Annotated in this window: 11 protein-coding genes; 5 read left to right on the plus strand and 6 right to left on the minus strand. The window is 40.1% G+C overall.

Annotation, left to right across the window (positions count from 1 at the left end):
• Positions 1 to 199: 199 nt before the first annotated feature.
• The gene (locus tag ACY8DT_RS06705) at positions 200 to 1465 is read left to right on the plus strand and encodes an acyl-CoA thioesterase/bile acid-CoA:amino acid N-acyltransferase family protein (RefSeq protein WP_462422138.1); all 1266 of its coding nucleotides are present in this window, start codon (positions 200 to 202) and stop codon (positions 1463 to 1465) included.
• 119 nt (positions 1466 to 1584) lie between these two features.
• On the opposite strand, the gene ACY8DT_RS06710 is transcribed toward ACY8DT_RS06705, so the two are convergent.
• On the minus strand, positions 1585 to 2253 hold the full coding sequence (locus ACY8DT_RS06710) for a hypothetical protein (protein WP_462422139.1): 669 nt from the start codon (positions 2251 to 2253) through the stop codon (positions 1585 to 1587).
• A 278-nt stretch (positions 2254 to 2531) separates the two neighbouring features.
• On the opposite strand from ACY8DT_RS06710, the gene ACY8DT_RS06715 reads away from it, so the two are divergent.
• Both ACY8DT_RS06715 and ACY8DT_RS06720 read left to right on the plus strand, forming a co-directional pair.
• Positions 2532 to 4199 carry a Na/Pi cotransporter family protein gene (locus ACY8DT_RS06715; RefSeq protein ID WP_462422140.1) on the plus strand — a complete coding sequence of 556 codons (1668 nt, stop codon included), beginning with the start codon at positions 2532 to 2534 and terminating at the stop codon, positions 4197 to 4199.
• A gap of 169 nt (positions 4200 to 4368) precedes the next feature.
• Positions 4369 to 4794, plus strand: coding sequence for a hypothetical protein (locus ACY8DT_RS06720; RefSeq protein ID WP_462422141.1), 426 nt, complete (start codon positions 4369 to 4371; stop codon positions 4792 to 4794).
• 50 nt (positions 4795 to 4844) lie between these two features.
• Here the strand turns inward: ACY8DT_RS06720 and ACY8DT_RS06725 are convergent, their stop codons facing one another.
• Positions 4845 to 6170: an LLM class flavin-dependent oxidoreductase gene (locus ACY8DT_RS06725; protein WP_462422142.1), complete on the minus strand. Its 1326-nt coding sequence runs from the start codon at positions 6168 to 6170 to the stop codon at positions 4845 to 4847.
• Entirely contained in the window at positions 6167 to 7168 is a 1002-nt protein-coding gene (locus ACY8DT_RS06730) for an MsnO8 family LLM class oxidoreductase (protein WP_462422143.1), read from the minus strand. Before ACY8DT_RS06730 ends, ACY8DT_RS06725 begins: the two co-directional genes overlap by 4 nt.
• A 179-nt stretch (positions 7169 to 7347) precedes the next feature.
• On the opposite strand from ACY8DT_RS06730, the gene ACY8DT_RS06735 reads away from it, so the two are divergent.
• Positions 7348 to 8988 carry a MutS-related protein gene (locus ACY8DT_RS06735; protein ID WP_462422144.1) on the plus strand — a complete coding sequence of 547 codons (1641 nt, stop codon included), beginning with the start codon at positions 7348 to 7350 and terminating at the stop codon, positions 8986 to 8988.
• A 122-nt stretch (positions 8989 to 9110) separates the two neighbouring features.
• Here ACY8DT_RS06735 and ACY8DT_RS06740 read toward each other — a convergent pair whose 3' ends face one another.
• From ACY8DT_RS06740 to allD, 3 genes are all read right to left on the minus strand, one after another.
• Positions 9111 to 10451 carry an MATE family efflux transporter gene (locus ACY8DT_RS06740; protein ID WP_462422145.1) on the minus strand — a complete coding sequence of 447 codons (1341 nt, stop codon included), beginning with the start codon at positions 10449 to 10451 and terminating at the stop codon, positions 9111 to 9113.
• Positions 10452 to 10477: 26 nt separating this feature from the next.
• The gene (locus ACY8DT_RS06745; protein WP_462422146.1) at positions 10478 to 11263 is read right to left on the minus strand and encodes an SDR family NAD(P)-dependent oxidoreductase; all 786 of its coding nucleotides are present in this window, start codon (positions 11261 to 11263) and stop codon (positions 10478 to 10480) included.
• Positions 11264 to 11357: 94 nt separating this feature from the next.
• The gene (gene allD, locus ACY8DT_RS06750) at positions 11358 to 12374 is read right to left on the minus strand and encodes an ureidoglycolate dehydrogenase (RefSeq protein WP_462422147.1); all 1017 of its coding nucleotides are present in this window, start codon (positions 12372 to 12374) and stop codon (positions 11358 to 11360) included.
• Positions 12375 to 12466: 92 nt separating this feature from the next.
• Here allD and ACY8DT_RS06755 point away from each other — a divergent pair, with 92 nt between their 5' ends.
• Positions 12467 to 13141 (plus strand): GntR family transcriptional regulator, encoded by a 675-nt coding sequence (locus ACY8DT_RS06755; protein ID WP_462422148.1) that lies wholly within the window; start codon positions 12467 to 12469, stop codon positions 13139 to 13141.
• Positions 13142 to 13154 lie beyond the last annotated feature (13 nt).

Here is a 13154-nt window from a genome sequence, read left to right on the forward strand (position 1 = left end):
GAACAACTCCTAGATTTAATCTATATTCAATTTTCAACCAGAGTATTACATACGTTCTGGAAAAGTACAATCAATAACTGTGAAATGTAATTTCATCCCAATCATTTTCTTGATTTTAATCTATTACCAATGAAAATCTCATAATTTACAAGTACAATTGAAGAAACAAATTTTTTTATTTTAAGCAGCGGGTGAGAATATGACGGAAATAAAGCTCAGTAAAAATAAACTGATGATCGATGAAGCATTGAATATTAAAGTGTTCACATCAGAACCTGAAGAGCAGGTGACCATCAGGATGGAACTTGTTGACGATGAACATAAAACGTTTCATTCCTATGCAGATTTCACATCAGACGAAAGCTATGAAATAGATTTGAATACTGCAGTGCCTGTAAACGGGACGTATCAGCAGGCTGATGGTGCAGGCCTATTATGGTCGATGATCGGTAAAAAACATAATAAAGATGATTATTTCGTTAAAAAGTCAGATGCAGATCTGGAAGCAACTTTATATGTGATTACAGATGATGAAATTCAGGCGACAGAAACCATCACCCTTAAGTTTAAAGATGATTCAGTCGAAAAGATTGAGATAGAAAATGCTGATATAAAGGGCGGTCTATATGCGCCCCGAGAACCGGGGAACTATCCTTCAGTCATGATTTTAAGCGGTTCCGATGGCGGGAATGAGTCACATGCGGCATCATTTCTTGCGGGGAAAGGTTATCTGGTGCTCGCTTTATCCTACTTTAACGATGAAGGGTTGAATGAACATCTGGAAAAGGTTGATCTGGGCTACTTCAAAGTGGCTTCAGATTATTTATCCACCCACGATAAAAGCAACGGTAAGGTCAACCTGATCGGATACTCCAAAGGTGCAGAACTGGCACTGCTGCTCGGACGGACATTCAATTGTTATCAGTCCATCGTGGCCGGTGCTGCGTCGAACTATATCACTTCAGGAATGAAAGGCGGCATATTTGCCCCTATCCCCGGCTGGATGCTGGATGGTGAATCACTGCCTTATTTAAAGATGAAGTTTCCGGTCAGCTTCATGTTTTCGACAATCATGAATTATATAAAGAAGCGGCCGATGTACTTTCTTGAAATCTGGAAAAAATCTCTGAGCAGGAAAAATGCATATGAATGTAAAATCCATGTGGATGAGATAGATGCACCGCTGTTCATAGTTTCAGGCGGTGATGACAAGTTATGGCCATCTGTGGATTTCAGTGATGAAATTCAGCAGGAGAGAAATAATGAGAATGATATATATCTTTCTTACAGGAATGCAGGCCATTTTATCTCTTACCCATACAGCTTCTATCAATTGCCTGCGAATGTTCATATGGATGTCGACGGTATGATTATTGATTTTGGAGGTACAAAATACGAAAATGCACAGGCAGCGGAAGACTCGCTGACAAAAATACTTGCATTTCTTGATGGAAATAATAATTAAAATACTCTAATTTAAAACTAATGACTTCATTGAAGTTATATACGATACGAATATAACCACCTTATATAGTAAACTGAAAAAGAGGCGGACCCTGCTTTAGGAAGGTCCGCCTCTTTTAATCATGTCAGCTGCTGTTTGAACATATCATCGTAATGGGCCAATGTAAATGCGGCATAATATGAAACTAATGGTTTTTGTATAAGCTGGTCTTTCCAGACTTTTTCAAAAGCATTATCAATATTATAATTTAAGACTGTCTCATAGTAATTAGTGTTATAAATTTTGCTTAAAATATGTGGATTGTCATTCACAAGAACATCCATCACAGTTTTAAACGTCTCGTTGAAGTCTCCAGTATTCTTCTCGATCAATTGGAGGAATGGTTCCATACTTTTGGTGAATTCAATAATTTTATTTCTGGCTTCAATATTAATTCTTTCCAATGCTTCAGGCAGCTGCAGTTCATAAAAATCAATTTCATTTTTATTTAAAGTGAAATCATCAAGCACTTCATGGTCCATCGGATAATGAGGAGTGTCCCCTTCTGAAAAAATCCCATGTGTACTCTGTATCAGTGATAATTTTAACAATTCCACTTTGATGAATGTCCGGCACAGTTCAACTACAGAAAGATGGTTGAATCCTTCTTCTTTATAAGTTTCCTGAATTTCTTTGAAGCGGGCGGATTCTTGATTTAGCATCTCCGGCAAATGGCGGGAACGCATTGTAAAACTTCTATAATCCTCTGATTTAAGCAGTTTTTCTTTCGTTTTTTTATAGCGTTCCATTGAAATCCCCCTCTTTTTTTAATCTCATTGCCAGTATTTTAACACACCTATTAAGACCGTATGAAAAATTAAAGTCAGATCATCTTTTAAAATTAACTAATTATTAGGCAAAGTACTAATATTGCGTGTAATCGGTAATACGAGGGTTAATTTATTTATTTTAATGCATTTTATAAATGGAGTGTATATAATAAATTTGAAGTGAAGTTTGTAAATGATATATTAAGATTGTAAATATAGAGTAAAAGCTTCTCAAGTACCAAAGTGGAGGTATTTAAATGGAACTCAGCCCGATGGAAGTCCTGTTCACGTTTTTAGGTGGACTCGGTATATTTCTTTACGGTATTAAAAGCATGGGGGACGGTTTACAGGCAGCGGCAGGAGACAGGCTGCGCGAAATCTTAAATCGTATGACGACAAACCCTTTTCTTGGGATATTAGCAGGTATCATCATTACTGCACTGATACAAAGCAGCTCCGGAACAACTGCGATAACGATTGGTTTAGTTTCTGCAGGCTTTATGACTTTAAAACAGGCGATCGGTGTGATCATGGGTGCCAATATCGGTACGACAATCACAGCGTTTGTCATCGGTCTTGATATCGGCGCTTATTCACTGCCGATACTGGCATTCGGTGTTATTTTAATATTTTTCTTTAAAGCGCCTAAAATTAACAACTATGGACGTATATTCTTTGGTTTTGGTGCTCTTTTTTACGGCTTGGAACTGATGGGAGACGGCGTCGGACCTCTTGCGGACCTCGCATGGTTCTCCGAGCTCATGCTGACACTGTCCGATAATTCTTTACTCGGTTTTGGTGTCGGTACGGTTCTCACGGTGATCGTTCAAAGTTCAAGTGCAACAATCGCGATTTTACAGAACTTCTATATGAATGACCTGGTTGATTTAAATGCTGCACTGCCGATTCTTTTGGGTGATAACGTCGGTACGACAATTACAGCGGTACTTGCAGCACTGGTCGGTACAATCGCTGCAAAACGTGCAGCCGCAGTACATGTTGTCTTCAACTTGATCGGTGCATTCATATTCATGCTGATCTTGCCGTTCTTTACAATGTATGTAGGATACTTGGAAACGGCACTGGATTTAAATGGCCGCATGACAATCGCCTTCGCACATGGTTCTTATAACATAGCGAATACATTGATCCACCTGCCCCTTATTGGATTTCTGGCATGGATTGTCACCAAAATAGTACCGGGGAAAGACTTTTCCGAAGATTATAAGCCGGTGCATCTGGATGAAGCTTTAATGAGACAGTCACCTTCACTTGCTCTTCAGGCATCCCAAAAAGAAATTCAAAAACTTGGGACGCTCACTGAGAGTATGTTTGAAGATGCGAAGGAATTCACTTATGCAAATGAGCAAAAAGTAGAGAAGCAGATAAGAGAAAAAGCAAACGTTGTGGATGGATTGAATGAAAGTATCAGAAAGTATTTACAAAATCTTTCCAAATACGACATTTCAAATGATGATGTAATCAGACAGACAAGACTGCTGGAAATTAATCGAATGCTTTATAAAGTGAGCGAACAAATCGTACAGTATACAGATTTGAATGTCAGAAAATATAATAAAGAGATTGAACTCTCCGAATCTGCACAAAAAGGTTTGAAAGATTTCCTCAAACATGTCGGAAAATCGTATAGAAAAGCAGTAGATGCGATAGATATTTACAATCCTCAGGAAGTAGAAGCGATATTAGAAATGACTCAAAAGTCTACCAATATTGAAAAGAAGCTGAGGAAACAGCATGTTAAACGTATGAACAAGGGTATATGTTCGACAGACGGCGGACATCTGTATGTCGATCTGATCAGTACTTTGGAAAGAATCGGCTATAATACAAGAAATATTACAGAGCTGAGCCTCGAAGATGACGATGACACTAGCATTGATGAAGAAATAATTTTTGAAGACTAGAAATGGCACCCTGCAGCGGAAAATGCTGCAGGGTGTTTTTCTAATTGTCAGTAGAAAGAGATGTTTTCCTGCATACTTAGAAATAATTTTCGGTCAAGCACGCCGGATGAGGTGTATCTAGTTGTATGATACAATCAGGATACTATTTAAATGATGTGAGGATATATAAATGAATCAATTATTGGATGTATCTGATGTTAACAATGTGAATTTTACAGGTGTGTCATTCATCGATGATATTGTTGGTCTTGGGGAGAAAAAGATTGCACTTGATATCAAACATTTTAACGACCTGAACTTGGAGTCGGATAAAGTCGATCTGGTCATCAACCGGGAATCGCTGGCCAAGTTCATGGATGGCCGTAATGAAATCTTATTGGAATATGAAAATTATCCCGAGTTCGATCATATGAACAGTATGATTGTTATGCTCGAATATGATTTCAACAGTATCGACAGGATCAAGCTGTTCTATAAGGATGAAAACAACTTGTCTGGTGAATATGTCATCGATACTTCCGACGAAGATATAGTTGCTATGAAGAGTGAGACGCATGACGGTGAATTGATATTGAACTTGGGCATTAAATCATGAATTGAATATAAAAAGGGCGAAGCTGTCAAAAGCTTCGCCCTTTTTATATATTATACTTTCACTCTGTTTGAATATCTGTTCTCTTTAAATTTCAATCCGAGTTCTCCTCGTAAAGTGTCACTTTCGTAAGATGTATCGTAGTAGCCTTTTTCAACCAGGATCGGGATGACTTTATTTAAGAAGTCATCATACAGTTCACCGAGTACATGCGGTGTAAGGACGAAGCCGTCAGCTGCTTTTTCATCGACCCACTCAATGATCTTATCAGCAACTTTTTCAGGGGTCCCCATAAATGGTGTTTCACGAGTTGTCTCCTCGAGAGCAACTTCACGTAATGTGAGATTTTCTTCCTGCGCTCTTCTTTTGATCTCATCTGTCGTAGACTGGAAACTGTTTTTACCGACATCACCGAGTTCCGGAAATGGTGCGTCAAGATCGTACTGTGAAAAATCATGATGATCGAAATATCTCCCCAGATAGGCCAGCGCTTCTTCTGTCGTTACAAGGTTCTGGATTCCTTTATATTTTTCCTGAACTTCTTCGTCGGTATCTCCGATAATCGGTGACAGGACGGGGAATATTTTAATGTCATCAGCACTTCTGCCGGCATCGACCGCTTTTTGTTTAACATCTTTATAAGCGCTCTGTGCCTGTTCCAGTGTGCCGCCGTTAGTGAACACGGCATCTGCATGCTTAGCAGCAAAACCAGATCCTTTTTTGGAGGCGCCGGCCTGAAAGATGATCGGCTGACCCTGCTTGGAACGGTCGATATTGAGCGGCCCCTTCACTTGGAAGTGCTCCCCATTATAGTTGAGCTCATGCATTTTTTCTTTATCAAAGTATTGATTGTTTTCTGCATCCCGGACGAAAGCATCGTCTTCCCATGAGTCCCAAAGCCCCTGCACAACCTGGAGGTGTTCTTCTGCGATGTCATAACGGAGACTGTGCTCGGGATGTTTGTCCTTGCTGAAGTTATCCGCACTGCCTTCAAGAGGAGAAGTTACGACGTTCCACCCTGCACGGCCGCCGCTTATCTTATCGATTGAGGCGAGTTGTCTTGCTACAGTGAACGGTTCGCTGTAAGAGCTAGAAATTGTGCCTACAAGACCGATTTTGCTCGTTATCGGTGCCAGTGCCGCCAGGATCGTCAATGGTTCGAAGCGGCTGAGGAAATGTGGGATGGACTTTTCATTTATATACAGACCGTCTGCGACGAAAACAAAAGAGATACCGGCCGCTTCTGCTTTTTTTGTCACGTTCAGGTAATGTTCGAAATTCGTACTGGCATCGGATGGCACATCGTCACTGCGCCAGGCGTTCATGTGACCGCCCGGGCCGTGCAGCATCACGCCGAACTGTACTTTTTTTCTGCTCATACTATCCCTGCTTTCTCTGAATTATGAATTGTATTGACTGGTGCCAGTGCTTCAAGTGTCTGTTCACGTATTTCAGGATCTGTCGTCGGCAGATGGAACATGAATTCATCAATATAATTATCTTTATTGAGTTCCCGTAATCTATCGATCACTTCATCAGCACTTCCCATGATGATATCCGGCTGTTTTTTTACAACTTCAATTTCTTCATCTGAATTTTTCACGAAAGTTTCAACCTGTTCTTCAGTGATTACTCTATACTTTCTGCCGTCTTCGTATAGTAATTGATAGTATTCATTCTCTTTGATGACCGCTTCTTTGCTCTCATCGCCTTCAATGATCAGTACGGACAAGGCAACGATGAACTTTCCTTTTCGGACATTCTCTTTATAATTCTGTGCGACCTCTTTTAAAAGAGCGACATCATTGTTTATAAAATGTGCAAACATGTAATTCACGTTTTCTTCTGCGGCAAACAAAGCGGAACTTACACTGCCGCCGAGTAGAAACAGTTCAGGCGGGTTATCTGTATCGGGAGAAATTTTCAGTTCATCTGCATTTGAATGTTTATTGTTCAGGTACTTCTTAAGTTCAATGAAGCGTTTGTTGAAAGGTGCGATGTCATCTTTCAGCTCATGCTGGAGCGCTTTTGTTGCATCAGGCGTCCCGCCGGGTGCTTTTCCCACACCAAGATCGATACGGCCGTCAGCCAGGTGGCTGATCAATTGAAATTGCTCGGCAACATGAAATGGATTGTGGTGGGAGAGCATGATACCGCCCGCTCCAATATGCATTTTAGAAGTGTGTGCAGCAATATGTGACACGAGCACTTCGGGTGCCGTGCCGATCAATGTTTTCAAGTTGTGGTGTTCTGAAACGAAAAATCTATTGTAACCTAAAGTCTCTGCTTTCACCGCAAAGTCTATAGTATTCTGCAGCGACTCTTTAACTGTATGATTTTTTAAAATAGGACTTTGATTTAAAATACTGAATTCCATATACTCACCCTCAATATATAAACATACTATGTAACTATGAATTAAAACCATAGTAACACAGTAGGAGAAAGAATCAAGGTTTTGATGTGAAAAGTTTAAAAATTAAAACAATAAATATATCAGAATAACACTTTTATCTCATGTATAATTAAGAACATCATAAACTCTGAAGAAAACAGGTGGTTAAGATCCAGACGCTCTATTTAATCCTCATTGTAACGATTTTGATGATTTTAATCTCAGCAGGTATAAAGATTCATGAAATTTATAAAACAAGAAAAGATATTAAAAATTTATGGGATAGAAAAGAAGCATTCGAGGCCAAGAAGGATTCTTTTGTGCATTATCATAATTACTTCGTAAATATTTTGGAAAATGAGGATACCGATAACAGGAATATCGTAGATGATGAAACATGGAGTGACCTGGACTTGGGGCAGTTGATCGATAAAAGCAATTTCACTTTTACGACTATAGGTGAAGAACTGCTTTATGCTGCACTGCGCAATTCAACAGAAAATAAAGTCATTGATGAAGATTTAATAGAAGATATAAAACATGATGCGAGTTTTCGGGAAAAACTCTCTTATCGTCTGGCTATGCTCGGTAAATATAAAAACTCTGATACAAGCAAGTTCATGTATGAATATATTCCAGAAAAAAAGTATAAACCTTTATACATACTGTTCTCGTTCCTGCCGGTAATAGGCGTTTTTCTATTTGTACTTAATCCCTTGTTTGCGTTGATTATGATAATCGCGGGACTCGGCATAAATGTCTACATTTCACAGAAGCATAAAGGTTCCACCGGGTTCGATTATACAGATATATTTTACACCCTGAACATTATCGTAACTGCAGGCAAGTTAAAATCCGAATACAACAGCAAAGGTTTGAAAAGATTATCGCTGCTCAGCCCTTTATTCGTCAATGATGATAATGCGCGTGAGATGAATATAGCAATCCAGCTGTTTGTTGTGATGAAGTCGTTATTCCTGATTGATTATCATATCTATCATGCCATTATAAAATCGTTGAATAAAAACCATGAATTATATAAAGCCGGCTGGCATTATGTGGCCAGACTGGATTTGAATTATAGTGTCGCAATGTGGCGCGAAACTCTGCCCTATTACAGTCTTCCGGATGTTGCTGAACATTCGTACATCAATGTCGAAGATCTCTACCATCCATTGGTGACGGAAGCGGTTGAGAATGATCTGGATTTCAATAAGGACATATTGCTGACGGGCTCAAATGCTTCAGGAAAATCAACATTCATGAAAGCGCTGGGAATCAATGTCGTACTCAGCAATGGCTTGAATACTTCAACGAGTACGCACTTTGAATATCACACCGGTAAAGTGATTTCGTCGATGGATATTACAGACAGTGTTATAGAAGGAGACAGTTACTTCATCAGTGAAATGAAATCTTTGAAGAGGATTATTGATGAAGCAGACGATTTTGAAGGTAATCTCTACTGCATCATAGATGAGGTGTTCAAGGGTACCAACACTGCGGAACGCGTTGCAGCGGCAGAATCCCTGCTCCGGTATTTGAATGGTAAAGAGAATATCTTTTTAATTGCAGCGACACATGATATGGAATTAACCGAACTTATGGATAAAGAGCTTGAATTCTACCATTTCAGGGAAAATCTGATTGATGATGAAATTTATTTTGATTATAAAATCCGTGAGGGCGTTTCTTCTACCACGAATGCAATAGAGCTGTTGAGGCTTTATAAGTTTCCTAAGGAAGTGTATGCGGAAGCGAAAAGGAAAACGTGCAAAGGCTCTGAAAGTTATACTCAATGAGATACAGCCATTAGTTCAAATCAATGAATTAATGGCTGTTTTGAACTGCTTGGAATATTATCATAACTGCAGTTATGTATATGATAAAGATCAACATGTAATATACAAACGGCTGCGCCCTGTCATTCATCAAAAAGCACTTTTTTGTCCCATTTGCCAAATCTGTAATAACCATAGGCAAAAACACTGCTGAGAATGAAACTTGCGCCCATCCCCATGCCGATTCCGATCGAACCAAAGATGGAGGAGAAAAGATCCGTCAGTGGAAATCTGAGTACCCAGAAAGATATGATATTGAGCACAAGCACCTGGAACATGGCACCTGAAGCACGGACGATGCCATTCAGTACAAAGTTGATTCCCAGAAATGGAAAGCACAGTGCAACGATCCTTAAGTAGGTTGCACCGAACTCGACTGCTTCAGACTCTTGTATGAACAACCGGATACCGGCCTCTGCAAAAATCATGATGATGACAGCGATGGCCACCATGATTGCGAGGTTATATACAACCGCATATTTTGCGATGCTTTTTACACGGTTCCAGTAATTAAGGCCGATATTCTGCCCAGCCATACTGTTGACGGCAGTTCCAAGCGCCATTGCAGGCAGTGTGATCAGACTGCTCAGTCTTTGTGCTGCGCTGAACCCTGCAACAGTCTGTCCCCCGAAACTTGTGACGACGCTTAAGATTGCAGCGGAACCTGCAGCGATGACACCCATCTGCAGTCCCGCAGGTACGCCCAATTTTAAAATGAGCGATACTTCAGAGAACTTCGGCAATGTCGGATAAGTGAAAGGGATCAATTTATACCTCATCGAGTGATAAACGCTGTATATAAATGCTATTCCCTGTGAAGCGACTGTTGCAAGTGCCGCCCCGACAATGCCCAGTTCAAAGATGACCATCAATACAGGAGCTAAAACCGCGTTCAGCACAACGGCGATCAGAACAATTCTCATCGGCGTCCTACTGTCACCAAGTGCTCTTAAAACAGTATTGATGAAGTTATAGGCAAACAGAAAAAACATGCCTAAAAAGCTGATTTGGAGATATATCTGTGACTGGTCCAATATTGATTCAGGTGTACCGAGCAGGAGCAGCAGTTCAGCTGAAAATATGTAGCCAAGGAGTCCAAAACCGACTGCCATGACTGTCATGACAACGATAAAAGCATTTAAATATCTCTTCAGACCCGCTTCATCACCTCTCCCATATTGCTGTGAAAGGATTGTTAAAGCTGCATTGTTTAACCCAAGTACAAATGACAACACAGTGACGAGTATTGTTGTTGAAATGTTGACTGCGGCAAGAGCTTCCGCACCAAGAATATTACCGACCCAAAGACTGTCGACGATTTGAAATGATGTCTGCAGCAAGTTTGTCAGCATGATCGGTCCCGAAAACAGTATTAAAGGTTTCAGTATCGGCCCCTGCGTGAAATCCTGCGTATTTTTAGCCACTTTGTCACCTTCCAGTCAATGATAATTTAATCAAAAGAAATCGGACGGGAAACTTTATTGATCTGACCGCCGTCTACCATCATCGTCTGACCGCTGACAAATGCCGAATCGTCCGAAGCAAAGAACAGACATGCTTTCGCGATGTCATCCACCTTACCGAAACGTCCCATAGGATTAAATTCCAGAGACTGTTTCATTGCCTCTTCTGGATCATCAAGGCTTTCAAAAGTTTTTTCGAGCATCGGTGTTTCAATAGTACTCGGACCCACAGCATTCACCCGGATCTGATCTTTGCCGTAGTCGAGGGCCATCTGTCGTGTCAATGCAGTCAGACCGCCTTTTGCACTGGCATAGGCAGCCAGTCTCGTGATGGTTGTCTCAGCATGCCAGGAGACAATGTTTATGATTGAAGCACTTTCCTGTTTCTGCATTTCAGGAATCGCATATTTACTGCAGAGGAAAGCTCCGGTCAAATTGACATTCATTAAATTATTCCACTCTTCCAACGAAGTTTCATGAACAGCTTTCCGATAGTTGACCGCAGCATTATTGACCAGAATATCAATACTGCCAAATTTATCAGCGGTAAATTTCATCAGTTTTTTCACATCGTTTTCATTGCTCACATCTGTTTTGAGAAAAGCGACTTTCAAGTTTTCATTTTTAAACTCTATTTCCGCCTGTTCGCCTGTCTCGCTGTTAATATCTGCGATGACGACTTTAGCCCCTTCTTCGGCAAAATTTTTCACGATACCTCTGCCAATGCCCTGGCTGCCGCCGGTAATGATGGCAACTTTATCTTTTAATCTCATAATTTCATCTCCTAAATCTTAATACTTAAATCAATTATACTTGAATGGGCCTAAAATAAAAAAGCACTATGTAATAAACATAGTACTCTCCATTCTATAAGATTGCATTCACTTCGCGGTTTAAAAATTCAACGATAGATGCAGTGATGGGAATCCCATTTTTTTCGCGTTCTTTAACAGTCTGCATTTCAATATCACCGGGAGCAAAAATTTGTTCTGAATTTCCTGCAGGCGGTGCTTCTCGCAACTCATTAATCATTTGATCTAATCTGGATTTGAAAATATCTGCAGCTACAAATTTTGCAGGGTCAATTACCATGAAGAAATGACCGAGTTCTCTATTCTTATCGTAATCTCCGTACATTTTGGAGATGTGGGGGCCGAAGGCAGCCCCTGTCAGTAATGCGGTGAAAATTTCAACAACCATTGCGAGTCCATATCCCTTGGGGCCGCCAAATGGTGTTAGAGCAACGACTTCATTTGGATTATTCGTATCATTACCGTCTTTGTCGACTCCCCACCCACTTGGGATACTTTCGCCGGTTTCTCTGGCATTTAAAATTTTACCAAGTGCGACAGTACTGGTGGCAAAATCTAATATTAACGGTTCTTCTTTATTGGCAGGAAAGCCAAAAGCAATCGGGTTTGTACCAAAAAATGATTCTGCACCGCCAAAAGGCACTACTATTTTGTCAGCATGTGTCATTGCAATTCCAATCAGGCCATCTTCAGCAGCCTGGTTGACGAAATATGATAAAGCCCCGCAGTGGCTGCTGTTCTTGACTGCTACAGCACCAACCCCTTCGGCTTTTGCTCTCTCAATCGCACTATTCATGGCTTTCTTTGCAATATAGTGACCAAAACCATTATCACCATCTATCGTACTTGTAGTTGCTGAACTTTCCGATTCTGAAATTCGAGGCTGAATATTGATTCCGCCTTCTTTGATTCTTTTTATGTAGTGTTCTATTCTTAAAACCCCGTGAGAATCTACACCTCTTAAATTAGCATGAACCAGTACATCGGCTATCGTCTCTGCCGACTCTTCTGGTAACCCATACTTTTTGAACACGTCTTGTGTTGCATTTTTCAATTTTATTTTTGAAACCAAAAAATTACCTCCTTTATTTGTAAGCGTTTTAAATTATACTAGCATACTTGTATGGTAGTATGGTAGAATAAATCCAGAAAAGGGGGATAGACATGTTAAATAAGAATGAATTTAGAAAATCAACACGTGGATTCGTCTATGACACATTACTGGAAGCCATTGTTTCTCTTGAATTACCTCCAGGTACAACAATCTCGGAAACAGAAATATCAGAAGAACTGGAAGTAAGCAGAACACCTGTCAGAGAAGCATTTCTAAAGTTGTCTGAAGAGGAATTGCTGACTGTTCTTCCGCAAAGGGGTTCGTATATATCTCTTATTGATTTAGATCATGTAGAAGATGCACGTTTCTTGAGAGAGCAGGCTGAAGCAGGAATCATACGCCTTGCGTGCCAATCTTTTTCAAATACATACATACAGAAACTTGAAAAAAATTTAAAATATCAAAAGTTCGCGCAAGAAAATGATGATGAAAATGAATTATTCGCATTGGATAAAGAATTTCACCGTCTGTTGGCTGAGGGAAGTGGCAAATTAAGAGTTTGGGAAGTCATTCAAAAGAATGAGACGGATTCTAACCGCCTAAGAAGACTAAGCCTGACGATGAAACTCAATTGGGATGTCCTGGTTGATCAGCATGAAGAAATGATTGAAGCAATCAAGAAAAAAGAAGCTGACAATGCTGAAAAAATTATAAGGAAACATTTGGAATTATTGATATATGATCAGAAAGCGCTGAAAGAATCATATCCTGATTATTTCAATTGAAAAGGGATGGAGG

The sequence above is a fragment of the Salinicoccus sp. Marseille-QA3875 genome (assembly GCF_054950095.1).

Bases quoted from the DNA above. Each gene is read 5' to 3' on its own strand.
- ACY8DT_RS06715 (WP_462422140.1), top strand. From the start codon at position 2,532: ATGGAACTCAGCCCGATGGAAGTCCTGTTCACGTTTTTAGGTGGACTC.
- ACY8DT_RS06705 (WP_462422138.1), top strand. From the start codon at position 200: ATGACGGAAATAAAGCTCAGTAAAAATAAACTGATGATCGATGAAGCA.
- ACY8DT_RS06730 (WP_462422143.1), bottom strand. From the start codon at position 7,168: ATGGAATTCAGTATTTTAAATCAAAGTCCTATTTTAAAAAATCATACA.
- ACY8DT_RS06710 (WP_462422139.1), bottom strand. From the start codon at position 2,253: ATGGAACGCTATAAAAAAACGAAAGAAAAACTGCTTAAATCAGAGGAT.
- ACY8DT_RS06755 (WP_462422148.1), top strand. From the start codon at position 12,467: ATGTTAAATAAGAATGAATTTAGAAAATCAACACGTGGATTCGTCTAT.
- ACY8DT_RS06720 (WP_462422141.1), top strand. From the start codon at position 4,369: ATGAATCAATTATTGGATGTATCTGATGTTAACAATGTGAATTTTACA.
- ACY8DT_RS06725 (WP_462422142.1), bottom strand. From the start codon at position 6,170: ATGAGCAGAAAAAAAGTACAGTTCGGCGTGATGCTGCACGGCCCGGGC.
- ACY8DT_RS06745 (WP_462422146.1), bottom strand. From the start codon at position 11,263: ATGAGATTAAAAGATAAAGTTGCCATCATTACCGGCGGCAGCCAGGGC.